General features: G+C 70.7%; 16 protein-coding genes and 1 pseudogene. 12 read left to right on the forward strand and 5 right to left on the reverse strand.

The genetic code is table 11. From position 1 onward, the window contains the following. Positions 1 to 182: 182 nt before the first annotated feature. From BFN33_RS17245 to BFN33_RS17255, 3 genes and pseudogenes are all read left to right on the forward strand, one after another. A complete protein-coding gene (locus BFN33_RS17245; RefSeq protein ID WP_256122776.1) occupies positions 183 to 341 on the forward strand; it encodes a hypothetical protein in 159 nt (52 codons plus the stop codon). Positions 342 to 613: 272 nt separating this feature from the next. Then, positions 614 to 760, forward strand: a pseudogene (locus BFN33_RS55485) (hypothetical protein); the annotation flags it as partial. 126 nt (positions 761 to 886) lie between these two features. After that, positions 887 to 3,337: a LuxR family transcriptional regulator gene (locus tag BFN33_RS17255; protein ID WP_256122777.1), complete on the forward strand. Its 2,451-nt coding sequence runs from the start codon at positions 887 to 889 to the stop codon at positions 3,335 to 3,337. 6 nt (positions 3,338 to 3,343) lie between these two features. Here BFN33_RS17255 and BFN33_RS17260 read toward each other — a convergent pair whose 3' ends face one another. Together BFN33_RS17260 and BFN33_RS17265 are read right to left on the reverse strand one after the other, a co-directional pair. After that, the gene (locus BFN33_RS17260; RefSeq protein WP_069760949.1) at positions 3,344 to 4,918 is read right to left on the reverse strand and encodes an ABC transporter substrate-binding protein; all 1,575 of its coding nucleotides are present in this window, start codon (positions 4,916 to 4,918) and stop codon (positions 3,344 to 3,346) included. 216 nt (positions 4,919 to 5,134) lie between these two features. Beyond that, on the reverse strand, positions 5,135 to 6,514 hold the full coding sequence (locus BFN33_RS17265) for a glycoside hydrolase family 43 protein (RefSeq protein ID WP_069760950.1): 1,380 nt from the start codon (positions 6,512 to 6,514) through the stop codon (positions 5,135 to 5,137). Positions 6,515 to 6,779: 265 nt separating this feature from the next. On the opposite strand from BFN33_RS17265, the gene BFN33_RS17270 reads away from it, so the two are divergent. From BFN33_RS17270 to BFN33_RS17280, 3 genes are all read left to right on the forward strand, one after another. Next, entirely contained in the window at positions 6,780 to 8,204 is a 1,425-nt protein-coding gene (locus BFN33_RS17270) for an amidase (protein WP_069760951.1), read from the forward strand. Between the two features lie 26 nt (positions 8,205 to 8,230). Continuing rightward, positions 8,231 to 8,449, forward strand: a complete 219-nt coding sequence (locus BFN33_RS17275; RefSeq protein WP_242436198.1) for a hypothetical protein — start codon at positions 8,231 to 8,233, stop codon at positions 8,447 to 8,449. Positions 8,450 to 8,582: 133 nt separating this feature from the next. Next, a complete protein-coding gene (locus BFN33_RS17280; RefSeq protein ID WP_069760952.1) occupies positions 8,583 to 10,058 on the forward strand; it encodes a flotillin family protein in 1,476 nt (491 codons plus the stop codon). Between the two features lie 63 nt (positions 10,059 to 10,121). Here the strand turns inward: BFN33_RS17280 and BFN33_RS17285 are convergent, their stop codons facing one another. Then, on the reverse strand, positions 10,122 to 10,550 hold the full coding sequence (locus BFN33_RS17285; RefSeq protein WP_069760953.1) for a hypothetical protein: 429 nt from the start codon (positions 10,548 to 10,550) through the stop codon (positions 10,122 to 10,124). A 52-nt stretch (positions 10,551 to 10,602) separates the two neighbouring features. Between BFN33_RS17285 and BFN33_RS17290 the strand changes: the two genes are divergently transcribed. Next, the gene (locus BFN33_RS17290) at positions 10,603 to 11,049 is read left to right on the forward strand and encodes a type II toxin-antitoxin system PemK/MazF family toxin (protein ID WP_069760954.1); all 447 of its coding nucleotides are present in this window, start codon (positions 10,603 to 10,605) and stop codon (positions 11,047 to 11,049) included. 24 nt (positions 11,050 to 11,073) lie between these two features. Here BFN33_RS17290 and BFN33_RS17295 read toward each other — a convergent pair whose 3' ends face one another. After that, complete coding sequence (locus BFN33_RS17295) at positions 11,074 to 11,898, reverse strand: TIGR02452 family protein (protein WP_069760955.1); 825 nt, start codon at positions 11,896 to 11,898, stop codon at positions 11,074 to 11,076. Between the two features lie 289 nt (positions 11,899 to 12,187). On the opposite strand from BFN33_RS17295, the gene egtA reads away from it, so the two are divergent. From egtA to egtD, 4 genes are read left to right on the forward strand one after another with little or no spacing between them, the layout of a single operon-like run. Beyond that, the gene (gene egtA, locus BFN33_RS17300; RefSeq protein ID WP_069760956.1) at positions 12,188 to 13,492 is read left to right on the forward strand and encodes an ergothioneine biosynthesis glutamate--cysteine ligase EgtA; all 1,305 of its coding nucleotides are present in this window, start codon (positions 12,188 to 12,190) and stop codon (positions 13,490 to 13,492) included. Then, positions 13,489 to 14,820: an ergothioneine biosynthesis protein EgtB gene (egtB, locus tag BFN33_RS17305; protein ID WP_069760957.1), complete on the forward strand. Its 1,332-nt coding sequence runs from the start codon at positions 13,489 to 13,491 to the stop codon at positions 14,818 to 14,820. Before egtA ends, egtB begins: the two co-directional genes overlap by 4 nt. Beyond that, complete coding sequence (gene egtC / locus BFN33_RS17310; protein WP_069760958.1) at positions 14,820 to 15,599, forward strand: ergothioneine biosynthesis protein EgtC; 780 nt, start codon at positions 14,820 to 14,822, stop codon at positions 15,597 to 15,599. The genes egtB and egtC overlap by 1 nt, the downstream gene beginning before the upstream one ends. After that, positions 15,596 to 16,558 carry an L-histidine N(alpha)-methyltransferase gene (egtD, locus tag BFN33_RS17315; RefSeq protein ID WP_069760959.1) on the forward strand — a complete coding sequence of 321 codons (963 nt, stop codon included), beginning with the start codon at positions 15,596 to 15,598 and terminating at the stop codon, positions 16,556 to 16,558. The genes egtC and egtD overlap by 4 nt, the downstream gene beginning before the upstream one ends. 39 nt (positions 16,559 to 16,597) lie before the next feature. Here the strand turns inward: egtD and BFN33_RS17320 are convergent, their stop codons facing one another. Then, positions 16,598 to 17,755: a MalY/PatB family protein gene (locus BFN33_RS17320; protein ID WP_069760960.1), complete on the reverse strand. Its 1,158-nt coding sequence runs from the start codon at positions 17,753 to 17,755 to the stop codon at positions 16,598 to 16,600. Positions 17,756 to 17,814: 59 nt separating this feature from the next. Between BFN33_RS17320 and BFN33_RS17325 the strand changes: the two genes are divergently transcribed. Next, positions 17,815 to 18,030 (forward strand): dodecin, encoded by a 216-nt coding sequence (locus BFN33_RS17325; RefSeq protein WP_069760961.1) that lies wholly within the window; start codon positions 17,815 to 17,817, stop codon positions 18,028 to 18,030. Positions 18,031 to 18,033 lie beyond the last annotated feature (3 nt).

An 18,033-nucleotide genomic window follows, 5' to 3' on the forward strand; every position in this document is an offset into this window, starting at 1 on the left:
CATACGTATCCGATTGCGTAGTTCCACTGGTTCCTGCGGAAGACAGCGTTGGGAGACTCGCCCCATGAGCTGCCTGACGGAGCCGTGGTGTCACGCCGGGGAGCGAACACTGTCCAGTCACCAGAGCCCAGCTGACCTTTGGAGAGTCTCCGTTGGTTTCCAAGATTCGTGTCCTTCTGGGCATGCTCGTGCTCCTGGCGCTGGCCATCGGCGCCATCGCCCTGCTCGCGGCTGTGAAGGCCGCCGCCGTCTGGTTCACGCTCGTTCCTCTCGGCATCCTCGTCACCGGTTCAACCTTCGCCCGGTTGTCGGGATGGTTCGACAAGAAGGCCGGTGGCTGACGTTCCCGAACGGCGTACGCCCGTAGGTGAGTTGGCCTTCGGGGTTGAGCTCTGACGTGCCCGTCGGCTCCGGTCACCTGTCCCACAGGATTTCCACAAGACGGGTCACTACGGTCTTATCGGGGGATACGCTTAAGATCCCACTTATGGCTGATGATCCGCAGAATGGCGGCCTGCTCCCCGACGGTGTCCTCGTGCCGGCAGGTCGGCATGGCGCTCGGCCTGCCGAGGCCCGTCAGTTCGTACTTTCTGAGGTCGGTGGCCTCGGGCCCATGTCCCACGGCGTGGATGTCGGCGATCGCCGCCTGTCCGGGCGGGACGTCGAAGTGGCAGCCCTGCTTGCGGCCTTGACCGGTCTGCAGGAGGGAATGGGGCGGGCGATCGCGCTGGTCGGAGAGCCGGGGATCGGCAAAAGCACGCTGCTGTCGACGGCGGCAGCGTATGCCCGAACCATGGAGGTCGCAGTCCTCACGGCGCATGGTGGGGGCGCGGGCCCCGTGCCTGCTCCGCCCGCCGGGGCAGACGCTGAGGGCGTGGGCCGGGTGGTGGAGTCCACAACCCGCTCAGCCGCCGTGCTGGCGGTGATGGACGACCTGCATCAGCTGTCCGCCGACCAGATCGAGGACCTGGAAAAGCTGATAGCGGCGACCGCGGCCGGCCCGGTGCTGTGTCTCCTGGCCTACCGGCGGAGCCGGCTTTCACCCGCCCTCGCGGCCGCCCTCTCCCGCGCGGCGTCCGCCGGCCTGCTGGAGGTCTGGGACCTTACGCCGCTGCCCCAGGAGCACACCCGGCATGTACTCGACGAGCACGCGAACGCCGATGAGGGCCATCGTGAGACCACGGGCGACATGGACCTCGATGCGGCCGTCGCCCCTCGAAGGAGCATCGATGCCGGTACGGCGATCCTGGGCGAGTTGGTCGGCCTCGATCCTGGTGCCCTGACGGCAGTCCAGGCCGCAGCCGTCCTCGGTGAGCCGTTCCACCCCGAACTGCTGGCCGCGGTCGCGGGCCTGGAGATGCCCGAGACCATGGCTGCGCTGGACACCCTCATCCGCCTGGATCTGGTGCGGCCGACCGAACCCGCGACGCAACTGGAGCTGCGGCAACAGGCAGTACAGGAGGTCGTCTACCAGCGGCTCGAATTCAGCCGGCGCGTCGCCCTGCACCGGCGTGCCGAGCGGGTGCTGGCCGAGCAGGGGGCTCCGATCGCGCGGCGCGCCCACCATGTCGCCCGGGCCGCCGACCCGCACCGACCCGACCACATAACGACCTTGATCGCCGCCACGAGGGGCGTGCTCTACGCCAAGCCCGCGTTGGCAGCCGAGTACCTGCATGCCGCGCTGCCGCTGCTCCGAGAAGGCCAGGCCCACTGGCACGAAGCGCAGGTCCTGCTCGCTCGCACCCGATTGCTGACCGGAAACGCTTCCGAGGGCCGGGCCCTTCTCGACGCGCTGCGGTCGGCCATGCCCGGCGGGCAGCCCATCGAAGCGACCGCGCTCGCCGACTCCAGCCGGATCGAACGACGGCTCGGGCGGTACACCGAAGCCGGAGCCATCGCGCGCGCCGGTCTCGCGGCGCTGGCCGACCACGACACCGCGACCGCCGCCGCCCTGCACACCGAACTGGCTGACTACGCCTACGACCTGCAGGACTACGAGACATCCCGGAACCATGCCGAGACAGCCGCGGCGATCGCGCACAGACACCATGACGACATCGGTGAGTCCTTCGCCTTGGCCCAGGCCGCCCTCGCCCACCTGTTCACAGGCGACCAGGCGACCGCGCGGGCAACGACGACCAGAGCGGCCGAACTCATCGACGTCGCCTCCGACACCACCCTCCTGACAAACCTGGAGGCAGCGTTCCAGTTGGGTATGGCAGAAGGGATGATGGGACGGCTGGTCGACGCGGAACGCCACCTCACGCGCGGCGCAGCCCTGTCCAGGAGCACGGGGCAGACGTACATCCAGCCCCAGATACTCACGGTGTTGGCGAACACCCAGCTGCGCTCGGGGAACCTGCGCCGCGCGCTGGCGACCCTGGACGAGACCGCCCGCCACATCGAGCAAGTCGGCAACCCCGCCACTGAGGCGATCATCGCGATGGTGCGGGCCGAGACCCTCTACTGGCGAAACAGCCCCGGTGACCTACAGGACGCGGTCGCGACGGCGGAACACGCCGCGGCGATCGCCGGCGACACACCGACCGCGTGGGCGGTCACCGTCCGCTGCTTCCACGCCGAATTCGTCCTGCTCACCGGCGACACGGCACGCGCCCGATCGCTCCTGCTGAACGCGGCAGGCGGAACTGACCTGCCCAGGCTCACCACATGGCGCAAACCGCGCTGGTGCGACACCCTGGCGCAGGCGGCGTTCGCGGAAAACGACCACGCGTCGGTCGACCACTGGGCACGACTCGCCGAGACCTGCCTCGAACAGCTTCCCTCCACCAGCCGACAGGGTTTCGCCCTGCGTGCGCGTATGCGGGCCCACGCCCTGGGCGGCGCGACGGAGCGGGCGGTGCGCAGTGCGAAGGAGGCGATCACCGCGTTTTCGGACAGCGACGAACGCCTCGAGGTCTGCCGTACGCTCCTCACGGCCGCCGAGCTGTCCCTGCACGCGGGGCGTACCCATGAGGTGGCCAACTGGCTGGACCATGCCGGAATCCTGGCGGACCAGTGCGGTTCCGCACGTCTGACCGAGGCGGTCGTCCACCAGCGCGGCAGGCTCGCCGCCGCGCCGACCGTCCCTGACGCGTCGGCGTCGCTCACGGCCCGGGAACGAGAGATAGCCGACCTGGTCAGCACGGGAATGACGAACGGTCAGGTCGCCGCAACCCTGGTGCTCAGCGTGCGGACAGTCGAGACCCACCTGGGACAGGCATATCGCAAGCTCGGTGTCTCGAACCGTGCGAGCCTCACCCGCATCATGCTGAACAGCCGCGCCCTCCCGCGCCACGAACCACCACCGGCGCCCGGCCGCCCGGCACGGGAGTGAGCTCCTTCACCAACTGGCCTTGCGGTGCAGCTCCCACATCATCATGATCGTCGAGGGGTCGAGCGACTGCTCGCCGCCGGAGATGTCGTCGCCGGCCGCGATGTACTGGCGTCCCTGCCAGAGCGGGATCAGACGGGCGTCGTCGACGAGGATCTGCTGGGCCTCCTCGAAGTCCTCGACGGCCTCGCCGCGATCGTCCTCGGCGCGCGCCTCGGGCAGCAGCTTGCCGGTGATCACGGGTGACAGGTAAGGCGTACCGAGGGTGTTGTGGTCGCCGACGAAGGGGGCGATGAAGTTGTCGGCGTCGGGGAAGTCGGGGAACCAACCGCGCCCGAACACCGGGTACTCGCCCTTCTGGTAACCGATGACGTACGTCTTCCACGGCCGGCCCTTGAGGGTGATGGTGAACAGGCCCGAGCCGTCCAGTTGCCGCTTGAGCTCCTGGAACTCCTTCACGGTCTCCGAGCCGTAGCGGTCAGTCGTGTACCAGAAAGTGAGCGGGACCCGCTGGGTGATGCCGGCGTCGGCGAGGGTCCGGCGGGCTTTGGAGGTACTGGGATCACCGTACGTGTCGAAGTAGCCGGGGGTGTGGCCGGTCAGCCCGGCCGGGACCATGGAGTAGAGCGGGTCGACGGTGCCCCGGTAGACCTTGAAGGTGATGGCGGGACGGTCCACGACCTGGGCAACGGCCTTGCGGACGGCCGGAATCCCGGCCCATGGGTCCTTGGGGTTGAACACCAGATAGTTGATGTCGACACCGGACCCGTCGATCAGTTGCTGGTCGGAGGAGTTGTACGACTGCAGGGCGACGATGTCGGACGCGGCGAGACCGCGGTAGGTGACATCGATCGCCCCGGTCCGCAGGGCTTTGACCATCGTGGCCGAATCATGGAAGTAGCGGATGGTGACTGCGTTGTTGTGCCGGTCGGCGAAGCCCTGGTAGTCGCCGTTGCGGACGAGTTCGGCCTGCTTGCCGTCCTCGTAGGACTTGAGCGTGTACGGCCCGGAGCCGTACACCGACTTGTCCCTGCGCAGTGACCTGGCGGGGTAGTCGTCGGGGTCGACGATCGACATGGCCGGGGTGGCGAGCACGAACGGGAAGGTGGCGTCGGCCTTGTTGAGGTGGAAGACCACCTCGCGGTCGCCGAGCACCTGCACCCGGTCGAGGCTGCCGAGCAGTCCGGCCGGGCCGCCGGCCGCGTTGATGGTCCGGATCCGGTCGACGGAGTACTTGACGGCGCGTGCGTCGAGCGTCGCGCCGTCGGTGAACTTCAGGCCGTGGCGCAGTTCGCAGCGGTAGGTGCGGTTGCCGGAGTCCGTGAAGGCGCAGCTCTCGGCGGCGTCGGGCTGGGGGGTGGTGGCGCCGTTCGGGTAGGCGAGGAGCGTCTGGTAGATGTTCCGGAACAGCTCCCAGGAGCCGTCCCAGGCCCCGGCCGGATCGAGGGTGCTGGGGGCGCTGGTCGTCCCGACGACGATCGGCCCGCCGGCCCCCGCGCTGCCGGAGAAGACGCCGCACCCTGCCACCAGGGACATGGCTGCGACAGCGGCCACTCTTCGCAGGACTCGGTTCTGGTTGAACACACGCACACTCCTCGATCTGCCGTCCGAATTTCGGCAGAAACGTACGGAGTGCTGCCCCGACCAGAACCATCCCGAAAGCGCGTTGTTGCCCAAATGTTCTATGCCGACGGTGTCGTCCCGGTGTGTCCGCCCCCATGGGACCGACGAAGCGCCTTCTCGATCGCCCCTGTGACGCTTCCGTGATGCCGGCTCCCGCAGCCCCAGCGGCGGTGCGGCTCAGCCCCAGGCCCCCACCGGCACAAAGGAACTGTCCTGCCGGAACAGATCCGTCCCGGCCGTCCGCTCGACCCGGAGTTGGTAGTTGTAGTGGCGCAGGTAGTACCCGGGGTAGTTGTACGACTCCCAGCGGATCGCGCCCGAGGACGAGCCCGTGCGGGCGATGAACGTCGCGTCCTTGGCGAAGGTCGACGTGCCGTCGTTGGCGTCGAAGCGCGCACGGAAGTCCCAGTGGCGCAAATAGTTGCCGGCGGAGTCGCGGAAGGAGTAGCCGTTCGAGTCGGCGAGGCCCGCGACAACCGTGAAGGTGGCCGCCGACTTCTCGGCGGCCGTGCTGGAGGCGGTCACCACCGGGAGGTTGAGCAGCGAGGACTGCGCCTGCCAGTAGCGCGTCGAGTAGTTGGCCGACTGGAAGGACCGCGTGACGTTCTTCGCGAGCGAAGGCCCGCCGGACACCGTCTCCTTGATGACCGTGAAGTGCCGGGCGGTGCCGGAGACCACCGGCAGCGCGGTCGGGGCGGACCACGTCGCGAACGTGTCGTAGCTGTCGCTGTAGTAGTAGGTGCCGTCGCCGTAGCCGTCGAAGAAGATCCGCCAGCCGCCGTTGTCGAGCGGGATCACGGACGGGCCCTCGCGATAGCTGCCCCAGCCCGCCCAGTCGCCGGTCCGGGAGATCGTGTAGGGGCCGGTGAGCGAGGAAGCCGTCGCGTACTCGATGTACTTCGCTGTCTCGTTCTTCGTGAAGGCGTGGTACGTCGAGCCGGTCCTCACGATGTACGTGTCGATGTGGTTCGAGCCGATCCCGGACAGGGCCACCGGCGAACTCCAGGCCGTCAGCGCCGAGTTCGTCGCCTTCAGCCGGTACGGCGTGAAGATCCACTCGTCACTGGTGACCGAGCAGGACACGATGACGTTCACGCTGCCGTCGCTGTCGACGAACCACTCCGGCGCCCACGCACGGGACAGGTTGGTGATCGGGACCGTGTAGTCGTACAGGAAGGTCCAGTTGGCCCGGTCGGAGCTCCGCGCGAAACCGATGGTGGTACTGACGTCCTGCCAGGTGTGGGTCGTGTACGTCAGGTAGTAGTAGCCGTCGGTGTGCTTGAAGACGCTCGCGTCGCGGATTCTGTTGCTGGGCGGTGTGAAGGCGGAGGACTTGAGCAGCCGGAAGTCCGTGGCGTCGTCGGACTGGTAGACGTTCACGGTCCCGTCGTTGCTGTTGAGGAACGGCACGATCGTGTAGCGCGTCGCGGAACCGCTCGGCGGGGCGGCGGCGAAGGCCGCGCCGGGCAGTTCACCCAGCAGGACGGCCGAGGCCGGCAGGGCCGCCAGCGCGCGCAGCAGCGTGCGGCGGGACGGCGTGGGGGGTCGTGTGCTCACGGGCGGCTCTCCCTCGAACAGGAACAAGGCGCGACTCTGCCGTCGACCTGCACGTCCGGCATACCGAACGAAGTTCGGGAAGTCGATCAGAAGGTAGGACTGTGACCGGTACGCGTCAATGCTTCGCGCACGACCTGGTGAGCCCTGTGTGAAAGCTGTGCCACCCGCACGGCCGCCACTCCGGCCCGGCACGTTCCGGAGAAGCGCTTTCCGACGTTACCGTTCGGTAGGCAACGTCGACCCGGAGTCCCGGAGGTGCCCCCGTATGACGCACGACCGTTCCGCAGGCCTGGTGGAGACCGCCCGCGCACTGGCCGACGGCACGATCACCTCCCGGGCCCTCGTCGAAGAGGCCCTTGCGCGGATCGAGACGTCCCAGGCCGTGCTCAACGCCTTCCGGATCGTACGGACGAAGGCCGCTCTCGCCGAGGCCGAGGCCGCGGACGCCCAACTGGCCGCCGGGGTGCGCAAGCCGCTGCTCGGGGTGCCCGTCGCCGTCAAGGACGACATGGATGTGGCCGGTGAACCCACCGCGTTCGGCTGCCGGGGAGAGTTCCCGGCGGTCGCCCGGGACGGCGAGGCGGTACGGCGGCTGCGCGCGGCCGGGGCCGTGATCATCGGCAAGACCAACACCTGCGAGTTCGGGCAGTGGCCGTTCACCGAGGGGCCCGCCTTCGGCGCGACGCGCAATCCGTGGAGCCCGGAGCACACGCCGGGCGGCTCGTCCGGCGGGTCCGCCGCTGCCGTCGCCGCGGGTCTGGTGCCCGCAGCGCTCGGCTCGGACGGGGCGGGTTCGGTACGGATCCCCGCCTCCTGGACCCACCTGGTCGGCATCAAACCCCAGCGCGGCCGTATCTCGACCTGGCCGCGCGGCGAGTCCTTCCAGGGCATCACCGTCAACGGCACGCTCGCCCGCACGGTCGCCGACGCGGCCCTCCTCCTCGACGCGGCGGCCGGCAACCACGCCCTGGACCCGCACCGCCCGCCCGCCGTCGACGCCTCGGCGGCGATCGGCCGCGACCCCGGCCGGCTGCGCATCGCGCTCGCCCTGAAGCCGCCGTTCACCGCGCTGCCCGCCCGGCTCCAGCCGGAGGTGCGGGCACGGACCGTCGAACTGGCCGAAAAGCTGAGCGACTTGGGCCACACGGTCGAGGAGGCGGATCCGCCGTACGGGCAGATCGGGCTCACCTTCATCCCGCGCGCCACGGCCGGTATCGCCGAACGGGTCCGCGAGGCGCCCTTCCCCGCGCTCCTCGATCGCCGTACCCGGGACGCGGCCCGGCTCGGGGGACTGCTCGGCGGGGTCCCGCTGCGGGTGGCGCGGCGCGCGGAGGCGGTCCTGCACCGCCGTATCGGCGGGTTCTTCACGTCGTACGACGTCGTCCTCGCCCCGACGACGGCCGCTCCCCCGCCGCGCATCGGGGCGATGCTGGAGCTGGGCGGGCTGGCCACGGACCGCGCGATGATCGCGGCCTGTCCCTACGCCTGGCCCTGGAACGTGCTGGGGTGGCCCGGGGTCAATGTGCCCGCCGGGTTCGTCGGCGGCGGGCTGCCCGTCGGGGCGCAGTTGCTCGGCCCCGCGAACAGCGAGCCGCTCCTGCTGTCGCTCGCGGCGCAGTTGGAGGCGGAGCTGCGCTGGCACGAGGTCTGGCCCGAACCTCGCGTGGGCGCGGATTCACCGGTCGGGTGAGCATCCCTGGCCCGTACCCTGTGACCATGGACGATGCGTCGATGGTCGGGCTCATGGGGCGGGTCACGGGGGCGATCGGGCCGGGGCTCGTCGGCGAGGTGATCGTCCGGGTCCGGGGCGGCGCCGAGCACTTCCTCGCCTACCCCGCCTCCGGCACGGACCGGATCGAGCGGGGGACGGTGGTGATGGTGGTGGAGTACCTGCCGCCGAGGACGGTCTACGTCCAGGCGGCGTACGACAGTTGAGCCTGCTCACGCGCAGGTGAGAGGCGTGTGTATCAAGGTTTCGACAAGGATGCGTCAGCGTCTTCACCGGCGCCTCGAACAGGCGCACACTCCCTTCGTTCGGTGCCGAAAGGGCACCATCCAAAGGGGGCGTATGCCGATGGTTGTCGGCGTCGTTGCGGGGGTGGCCGTTGCTGCCATCGCCGCTTTGATCGGTCTGTTCAAACTGATGTGGCGTGTCGCGGAACCCAACGAGGCACTGATCATCTCGGGCTCCAACCACAAGACGGAGGGGCTCGAAGCGGGGATGGGATTCCGCATCGTCACCGGACGCGGCACGCTGGTGCTGCCCGGTGTGCAGGCGGTGCGCAAGCTCTCGCTCGACCTGAACGAGACCGAACTGCACGTGGACTGCGTGACCCACCAGGGCATTCCGCTCAAGGTGCGGGGCGTGGTCATCTTCAAGGTGGGCGACGACTTCGTGTCGATCGCCAACGCGGGACGTCGCTTCCTCGACCAGCAGAAGCTGATGTCCGAGCGGGTGCACAACGTGTTCGCCGGTCATCTGCGGTCCATCGTCGGCGGGTTGACCGTCGAGGACATGATCCGCGACCGGGAGAAGCTCACCGGGCAGACCCGGGCCGCCTGCGGCACGGAGATGGAGAAGCTGGGGCTCATCGTCGACTCCCTGCAGATCCACGAGATCGAGGACCCGACCGGGTACATGCAGAACCTGGCGATGCCGCACGCGGCGGCCGTCCAGCGGGACGCGCGGATCGCGCAGGCGGAGGCGAACCGGCTGGCCACCGAGGCCGAGCAGCAGGCGTACGCCCGGATGGCGGAGGCTACCCGGGACAGCGAGATCCTGCAGGCCGGCTACCAGGCCGAGCGGGACAAGGCGGGCGCCAAGGCGCGCCAGGCCGGCCCGCTGGCCGACGCCGCGGCCCGGCAGGAGGTCGTCGTCCAGGAGACCCGGATCGCCGAACTGGAGGCGAACCGGCGGGAGCAGCAGCTCCAGGCGGACGTCCGCAAGCCGGCGGACGCCAAGGCCTACGAGAAGCGCACCCTCGCCGAGGCGGAGCGTGACGCACGGATCTCCGGGGCCGAGGCCAAGGCGAAGGAGACCGAGCTCGCCGCGGCGGCCGAGGCCACCCGGGTCAAGACGGCGGCGATAGCCGAGGCGGAGGCGACCAAGGCCCGCGGTACGGCCATGGCCGCGTCGACCCGGGCCACCGGTGAGGCCGAGGCCGCCTCGGCTCAGGCCAGGGGTCTCGCGGAGGCCGAGGCGGCCAGGGCGAAGGGTCTCGCGGAGGCGGAGGCCATCAAGGCCCGCGCCGCCGCCCTGGCCGAGAACCAGGAGGCGGTCGTCGCCCAGCAACTCGCCGAGAACTGGCCGGAGATCGTCAGGGCCGGCGCGTCCGCGTTCGGCAACGCCGACAACATGGTGATCCTCAACGGCGCCGACGGTATGGCGGACATGTTCGCCAAGGCGCTCACCATGGGCGGCACCGGGCTGGGTCTGGCCCGTCAGCTGCTGGCGTCGATGAACCAGAACGGGCAGCCGGTCAACGGCACTTCGCTCAACGGGGTGGCGCCGCCGCCCTCCCAGAAGGTGCCGGTCCAGGAGTAACGGGCAGCGGCACCCGGCATCCGTCCGGGGCTCTCGCACACGAGGGTCCCGGACGGCCCGCGTTCACAGGGCGAGCAGCGTGACACCCAGACCGAGCAGGGCGACGACCTTGGCGGCCTCGAAGGCGACGTAGAAAAGGTGGCCGCGCGAGCGGGGCAGGTCCTCACCGGCCAGAACGCGGTCGGAGCGACGGTTCAAACGGGGGCGGATCACCGCCAGTTGACCGACCAGCAGCACCACCGCGGCCACGGTCCACCCGACGATCCGGCCCGGTGGGTCACCGGCGGCGACGGCCACGACGACCCCGGTGGCCAGGACGCACTCCACGACGTTCAGGGCCCGGAAGACCAGTCGCCCGATGGCCAGGCCGACGCGGACACTCACGCCCGGGGCGCGGAACTTCAGCGGCGCCTCCAGGAAGGAGATCGCCAGCACCATCCCCAGCCACACGAAGGTGACCGCGCTCGCCGTCGCGGCCGACGTTGCGTTCATCCAACCGACCGTACCGCTCGCCCGGTTCGGGGGACGCCTTAAGGTTCCCCACGTGACTGCGTTTACCGATGAGAACGTCCCCGGCCGCTTCGGCGCCACCGCCACCACCGAGGCCGAACCCCGCGAGGTCGGCAGGGTGCGCACCGAGTACTCCCCCGCGCACGACGGCGACCCCGACCCCGGCGAGATCGTGTGGACCTGGGTGCCCTTCGAGGAGAACGACGGACGCGGCAAGGACCGTCCCGTGCTCGTGGTCGCCCGGGAGGCGGCCGGCACCTTCCTCGCCGTACAGCTGTCGAGCAAGCGGCACGACGGGGACCGGGAGTGGGTCGCGATCGGCAGCGGGCCCTGGGACCGGACCGGGCGGGACTCCTGGGTGGACGTCGACCGCATCCTGCGCCTCCACGAGGAGGGCATGCGCCGGGAGGCGTGCGCGCTGGACCGGGGGCGGTTCAACCTGGTCAGGCAGCGGCTGCACGAGCGGTACGGCTGGCGCTGAGCACCGCTTCGGAGAGCTGACGGGTCACCGCTGGAGCTGACGCTCCGGAAAAGCCCGTACGAACGCATCCCGCACCACCGCGTCCCTCGTTCGGTCCAACACCCCGAAGACCACGTGCTCGAAGGCCCCGGCGAACCGTCCGCCCGGCCCGAGCAGCGCCCGGAACGCCCCCGCCACCTGTGCGGGGTCGTTCTGGAAGACCCCGCACCCCCAGGCGCCCAGCACCAGCCGCCGGTAGCCCTCCGTGACGGCGACCGACAGCACCTGCCCGGCCCGCGCCGCCACGGCTCGCGGCAGCTCGGCGGCCCGCTCGGGTGCCGTGCGCCGGACCACCCCGGCGTTCGGGGCGGCCGCCGTCAGGAAACCCACGAGGTGTGCCGCGTCCAGCAGACGGCCGCGATCGTCCCGGAACACCGGCACGGCCGGTGAGTGGATGACCCGATCGGAGTAGAACGGGTCACGGTGGGCCCGGTGGTGGTCGTAGAACTCGCGGGCCCCCAGCTGGCAGGTGTACAGCGCGGAGGCCCGGCACAGGGCCTCTTCCTGCGCCTGGGCGCCGTTCAGATGGCCGCCGCCCGGATTGCGCGCCGAGGCGAAGTTCAGTACGGCGGTGCGCCCACCGAGCCGATGGGCCGCCTCCAGGCTGGACTCGCCCGTGACCTCGAAGAACGTGTCCACAGCGGCGAAGACCGGGGCCTCCAGGGGTTCCGGTGCGTACATCCGCGTCCCCGCCCGTGCCGCCTCGATCTCGGCGGCCACGGAGACCTCGCGTCCGTCGGGCGCTCGATAGTGCCCCGCCGAGACGATCTGTTCCGTCTCGTGCGCGATCCCGCGCAGACGTGCGCTCATGGCGCCACCCCCGTGGACGCCATGACCGCACGCCGCGCGGTCTCCCCCGTCGTGCCCATGGAGGAATCGTGGGCGATGGCCCGGATGTGGTGCAACAGAGTTTCCTGCGCCCGGCGCAGCAGGAAAACTCCTCGAAAACCCGGGGAAAACGGAGATCCACAGCCCCTAATGCAAGGAAGTGCCCCCTTGTGCGGAACGAGATGAGGGTCTTGGGTGGGACGAGCGTTGCCGGTCCGACCCACCTGATCCCCGGACTGGTGGCATGGTGGAATCTCAGGAGGATCCCGACATGTCCGACACACCCAGCGACTGTACGCCGGGCGACTGTACGAAGCCCCGTACATCCCTGCCGGAAGCCGAGCTCGAGGCCCTGGTCCGTGGCATCTGCTTCAAGACGGGCCCGCCCCGCCGCATCGGGGTGGAAGTGGAATGGCTCGTGCACGAGCTGAGCAGCCCTCGGCTCCCCGTCACACCCGAACGACTCGCGGCGGCCTACGCCGCACTGCGGACCGTGCCCCTGAAGTCGGCGCTCACCGTCGAACCGGGCGGTCAGCTGGAGCTGAGTTCTCAGCCCGCCGACTCCCTGATGGAGTGCATCGGTACCGTCTCCGCCGACCTCGCCGCCGTCCGCGCGGCGCTCGCCGAGCACGGTCTCGGCCTCGTCGGCATCGGCCACGACCCGTGGCACCCGCCCCGCAGGTATCTGCACGAACCGCGCTACGACGCCCTGGAGACCTGCCTCGACCGCACCGGCCCTGCGGGCCGCGCGATGATGTGCACCTCGGCGTCCGTGCAGGTGTGCGTGGACGCCGGACACGAGGAGCCCGGCCCCCTCGGCCTGGGACGACGCTGGTGGCTGGCGCACCAGCTGGGCCCGGTCCTGGTGGCCGCCTTCGCCAACTCCCCGCTCGCCGGTTCCGAGCCCACCGGCTGGCTCTCGACCCGCCAGCTGCTGTGGACGGAGATCGGCAAGGGCCGGGCGGGCGGTCCCTCCCTGGACACCGACCCCCGCACCGCGTGGGCCCGGCACGTCCTGGACGCGCCGGTGATGTGCATACGCCGGGACAGCGGCCCCTGGGACGTCCCGGAGGGACTCACCTTCCGGGAGTGGGCCAGGTCGGGGGCGCCGCGGCAGCCGACGCGGGAGGATCTCGACTACCACGTCTCGACCCTGTTCCCGCCGGTCAGGCCGCGCGGGCATCTCGAGCTGCGCATGATCGACGCCCAGCCGGGCGAGGACGGCTGGATCGTGCCGCTCGCGGTGACGACGGCACTGTTCGACGACCCCGAGGCCGCCGAGACCGCCTACCGGGTGGTGAAGCCGCTGGCCGAACGCACCCACTCGCTGCCCGCGCCGCACAACCCTCTGTGGATCGACGCGGCCCGCCACGGCCTGGCCGACCCCGAACTGCACGAGGCGGCGATCGCGTGCTTCGCGGCGGCCCTGGAGGCGCTGCCACGGCTGGGCGCCACACCCGAGGTCACGCACGCCGTCGAAACGTATCTGCACCGCTATGTGATCCGGGGCCGCTGCCCCGCCGACGATCTGCTGGACCGGACCCACGGTTCGCTCGGGAAGGAAATCCGCACATGACCAACCCGTCCGTCGATTCCTCCGTCGACCCCGAGACCGTCCGCGAGCGGGCCGTGACCACCCTGGTCACCGCCCGGGACCGCACGACCCTCCTCACCAGCTGTGTGGAGGACCCCGACCTGACCGCCCAGCACTCGCCGCTCATGTCGCCGCTCGTGTGGGACCTCGCCCACATCGGCAACCAGGAGGAGCAGTGGCTGCTGCGGACCGTCGCCGGGCAGGAGGCGATACGGCCCGAGATCGACGGCATCTACGACGCCTTCGAGCACCCGCGCTCCGAACGGCCCACGCTGCCCCTGCTGTCGCCCGTCGAGTCCCGGCGCTACGCGGCGGAGGTACGCGGGCGGGTGCTGGACGTCCTGGAGGGCGCCGCGCTCCACGGGACCCGGCTCACCGAGGCCGGGTTCGCCTTCGGGATGATCGCGCAGCACGAACAGCAGCACGACGAGACGATGCTGATCACCCATCAGCTGCGCAAGGGCCCCCAGGCCCTGACCGCCCCCGACCCGGAACCGGCCCCGCTGTTCACCGGCCCGGCCGAAGTCCTCGTCCCCGGCGGCCCGTTCACCATGGGCACCTCCGACGAGCCGTGGGCGCTGGACAACGAACGCCCGGCGCACCGGCGTGAGGTGGATCCCTTCTACATCGACACCACTCCGGTGACGAACGCCGAGTACCAGGCCTTCATCGAGGACGGCGGCTACGACAACGAGCGCTGGTGGGCGCCGGCCGGGTGGGCACACATCCGCAAGCACTCCATCCACGCCCCGCTGTTCTGGAGCCGCGACGGCAAGCAGTGGCTGCGCAGGCGCTTCGGCGTCACCGAGGTCGTGCCGCCCGACGAGCCGGTGGTCCACGTGTGCTGGTACGAGGCCGACGCCTACGCCCGCTGGGCCGGACGGCGGCTGCCCACCGAGGCCGAGTGGGAGAAGGCGGCCCGCCACGACCCGGCCGGCGGCCGCTCGACGCGCTACCCGTGGGGCGACGCCGACCCCGCGCCCGAGCACGCCAACCTGGGCCAGCGGCACCTGCGCCCCGCCCCCGCCGGAAGCTACCCGGAGGGCGAATCACCGCTCGGCGTGCGGCAGTTGATCGGTGACGTGTGGGAGTGGACGGCGAGCGACTTCGAGCCCTACCCCGGGTTCCAGGCGTTCCCGTACAAGGAGTACTCGGAGGTGTTCTTCGGCCCCGACCACAAGGTGCTGCGCGGTGGTTCGTTCGCCGTGGACGCGGTGGCCTGCCGGGGCACGTTCCGCAACTGGGACTATCCGATCAGGCGGCAGATCTTCTCCGGCTTCCGCACGGCCCGTTCCGCGGAGGCCGTCTGATGTGCCGTCACCTGGCGTACCTGGGGCCCGAGGAGCCGCTCGGCAGCCTCCTCGTGGCGCCTCCGCACAGTCTCTACCGCCAGTCCTGGGCACCCAGGCGGCAGCGGTACGGCACTGTCAACGCCGATGGTTTCGGGGTCGGTTGGTACGCCGAGGGCGACCCGGTCCCGGCCCGGTACCGACGGGCCGGACCCATCTGGGCGGACCTGTCCTTCGCGGACCTGGCACGGGTCGTGAGCAGCACCGCGATCCTGGCCGCCGTACGGGACGCGACCCTGGCGGGAGCCGACGCCGAGGCCGCCGCGGCGCCGTACGCCTCGGGTCCCTGGCTGTTCAGCCACAACGGCGCGGTCAAGGGGTGGCCACATGCCCTGGCTCCCCTGACCGCGGCGCTCCCCCCGGGGGACCTGCTCTCGATGGAGGCCCGCAACGACTCGGCGTTCGTGTGGGCGCTGGTCCTGAACCGGCTGCACGGCGGCGACGAGGAGGGCCAGGCGCTGGCCGACACGGTCCTGGAGGTCGCCGAGGCGGCCCCGGGCTCCCGGCTGAACCTCCTGCTGACCAACGGGGAGTCCATAGCCGCGACCGCCTGGGGCGACACCCTCTGGTACCTCCAGCGCCCCGGCACCGGCACCGTCGTGGCCTCCGAGCCCTACGACGACGATCCGCACTGGCAGGAGGTCCCCGACCGCACACTGCTCGCGGCGAGCCGCACCGACGTCCTGCTCACACCGCTCAAGGAACCGTCCGCGGAACCATTCGAGGAGCCCAGCACGTGAGTCCGTTCCTACTGACCCGCACCCTGCCCGAGGACGCCACCGAGGCCGCCCTGCGCGCCGACGTCCTCAAGGGCCTGACGCACACGCCGAAGACACTGCCGCCGAAGTGGTTCTACGACGCCCACGGCAGCGAACTCTTCGAGCAGATCACCGAGTTGCCGGAGTACTATCCGACCCGCGCCGAACGGGAGATCCTCGTCGCACGCTCCGGCGAGATCGCCGCGGCGACCGGCGCCCGCACCCTGGTCGAGCTGGGCTCCGGTTCGTCGGAGAAGACCCGGTACCTGCTCGACGCGCTGACCGGGCTGCACACGTACGTGCCGGTCGACGTCAGCGAGAGTGCGCTCACCCAGGCCGGGCACGCCCTCATCGCCCAGCGGCCGGAGCTCAGCGTGCACGCGCTGATCGCCGACTTCACGGGCGGTCTGAGCCTGCCGGGGACGCCGGGCCCGCGTCTGGTGGCCTTCCTCGGCGGCACGATCGGCAATTTGCTGCCGGTCGAGCGCGCCGCGTTCCTCGCCTCCGTCCACGCCCTGCTCTCACCCGGTGACGCGCTGCTGCTCGGCACCGACCTGGTCAAGGACGAGAACGTGCTGGTCAGGGCGTACGACGACGCGGCCGGGGTGACGGCCGCCTTCAACAAGAACGTCCTGACCGTCGTCAACCGCGAGCTGGGTGCCGACTTCGATCCCGGTGCCTTCGACCACGTGGCCCTCTGGGACGCCGAGAACGAGTGGATCGAGATGCGGCTGCGCTCGCGTAGGGAACAGACCGTGAAGGTCCCCGCGCTCGACCTGGCCGTCGACTTCGCGGCGGACGAGGAGCTGCACACCGAGATCTCGGCGAAGTTCCGCAAGGAGGGCGTTCGTGCCGAACTGGCCGCCGTCGGGCTGGAGTTGGCGCACTGGTGGACGGACAGCGAGGGCCGGTTCGCCTTGTCGCTGAGCGTGGTGCGGTAGCGCGGACTCGCGGGGGCCGGTTCGCGCCGGCCCCCGCGGTCAGTCGAGGGCCGCGGCCATCCGCCGGACCGCCTCGGTGATCAGCTCCGGGGAGGTCGCCAGGTTCAGCCGTACGAAGCCGGCGCCCCCGGTGCCGAAGGGGACGCCGGAGTTCAGGGCGACCCGGCCACGCTCCAGGAAGACGTCCGCCGGATCGCCGCGCAGTTCCAGCGCCCGGCAGTCCAGCCAGGCGAGGTAGGTGGCTTGGGCGGGTTCGTAGCGCACGGCGGGCAGTTCCTCGGCGAGGAGCTGGGCCAGCAGCCGGCGGTTGTCGTCGAGGCCGCTGAGCAGGGCGTCGAGCCAGGCGCCGCCGTCCCGCAGTGCCGCGGTGTGGGCGATGACGCCGACATGGCTGGGACCGTGACCCACCTCTTCGGGAAGGCGCGCGAGGTCGTCGGCCGCGTCGGGCCCGGCTACGGCCACCGCGGCTTTGAGCCCGGCCAGGTTCCACGCCTTGGAGGCCGACATCAGCGACAGCCCGCTCTCCGCGCCGGGCACGCTCAGGTAGGGCACGAACGTCGCGCCCGCCGCGATGAGCGGGGCGTGGATCTCGTCGGCCACGACCCGCACGCCGTACGTCCGCGCCAGCGCCGCCACGTGCGCCAGCTCTTCGGCGGAGTGGACGGCGCCGGTGGGGTTGTGCGGGCTGCACAGCAGATAGGCGGGCCGGGCCGCGCCCTTGCGTACCCGCGCGAAGACGTTTTCCAGGACCTCGAAGTCGATCCGGCCGTCCGTACCGAGTTCGGCCTCGACGACCTGCCTGCCCATGTTTCCGACGAACTGGTAGAAGGGCGGGTACACGGGCGAGTTGACGACCACCGGATCGCCCGGTCCGGAGACCAGCTTGAGCATCTCGACGATGCCCAGCATGACGTCCGGGACGATCGCCGTGCGCTCCACGGCGAGCCCGTCCCAGCTCCACCGCTCGCTCGCGAAGCCGGCCAGCGCCTCGGCGTACGCCGTGCCGGCCGGATACCCGGTGTCTCCCAGCGCCACCGCGTCCCGGATCGCCTGTGCGACCGGCTCGGCCAGGGGGACGTCCATCTCGGCGACCCACAGCGGCAGTACGTCCTGCGGGTAGGTCCGCCACTTCATGCTCGTACGCCGCCGGAGCTGCTCCAAGGTGAGCCGGCGCAGGGGATTGGGCATAGCGTCCATGGGCCAACGATAGGGTCGGACGGCTCGCGCTCCGACGCCGCCTGAGGCACCGTGGAACCATGACGAACCACACCTACCGGGTGACCGAGATCGTCGGCACCTCCCCCGACGGCGTCGACCAGGCGATCCGCAACGGCATCGCCCGTGCCTCGCAGACCCTCCACAACCTCGACTGGTTCGAGGTGACCCAGGTGCGGGGCCAGATCGAGGACGGACAGATCGAGCACTGGCAGGTGGGGCTCAAGGTCGGCTTCCGCCTGGACGAGTCCGGCTGACGG

The organism is Streptomyces sp. LUP47B (genome assembly GCF_001746295.1).
Classification (GTDB): Bacteria; Actinomycetota; Actinomycetes; order Streptomycetales; family Streptomycetaceae; genus Streptomyces.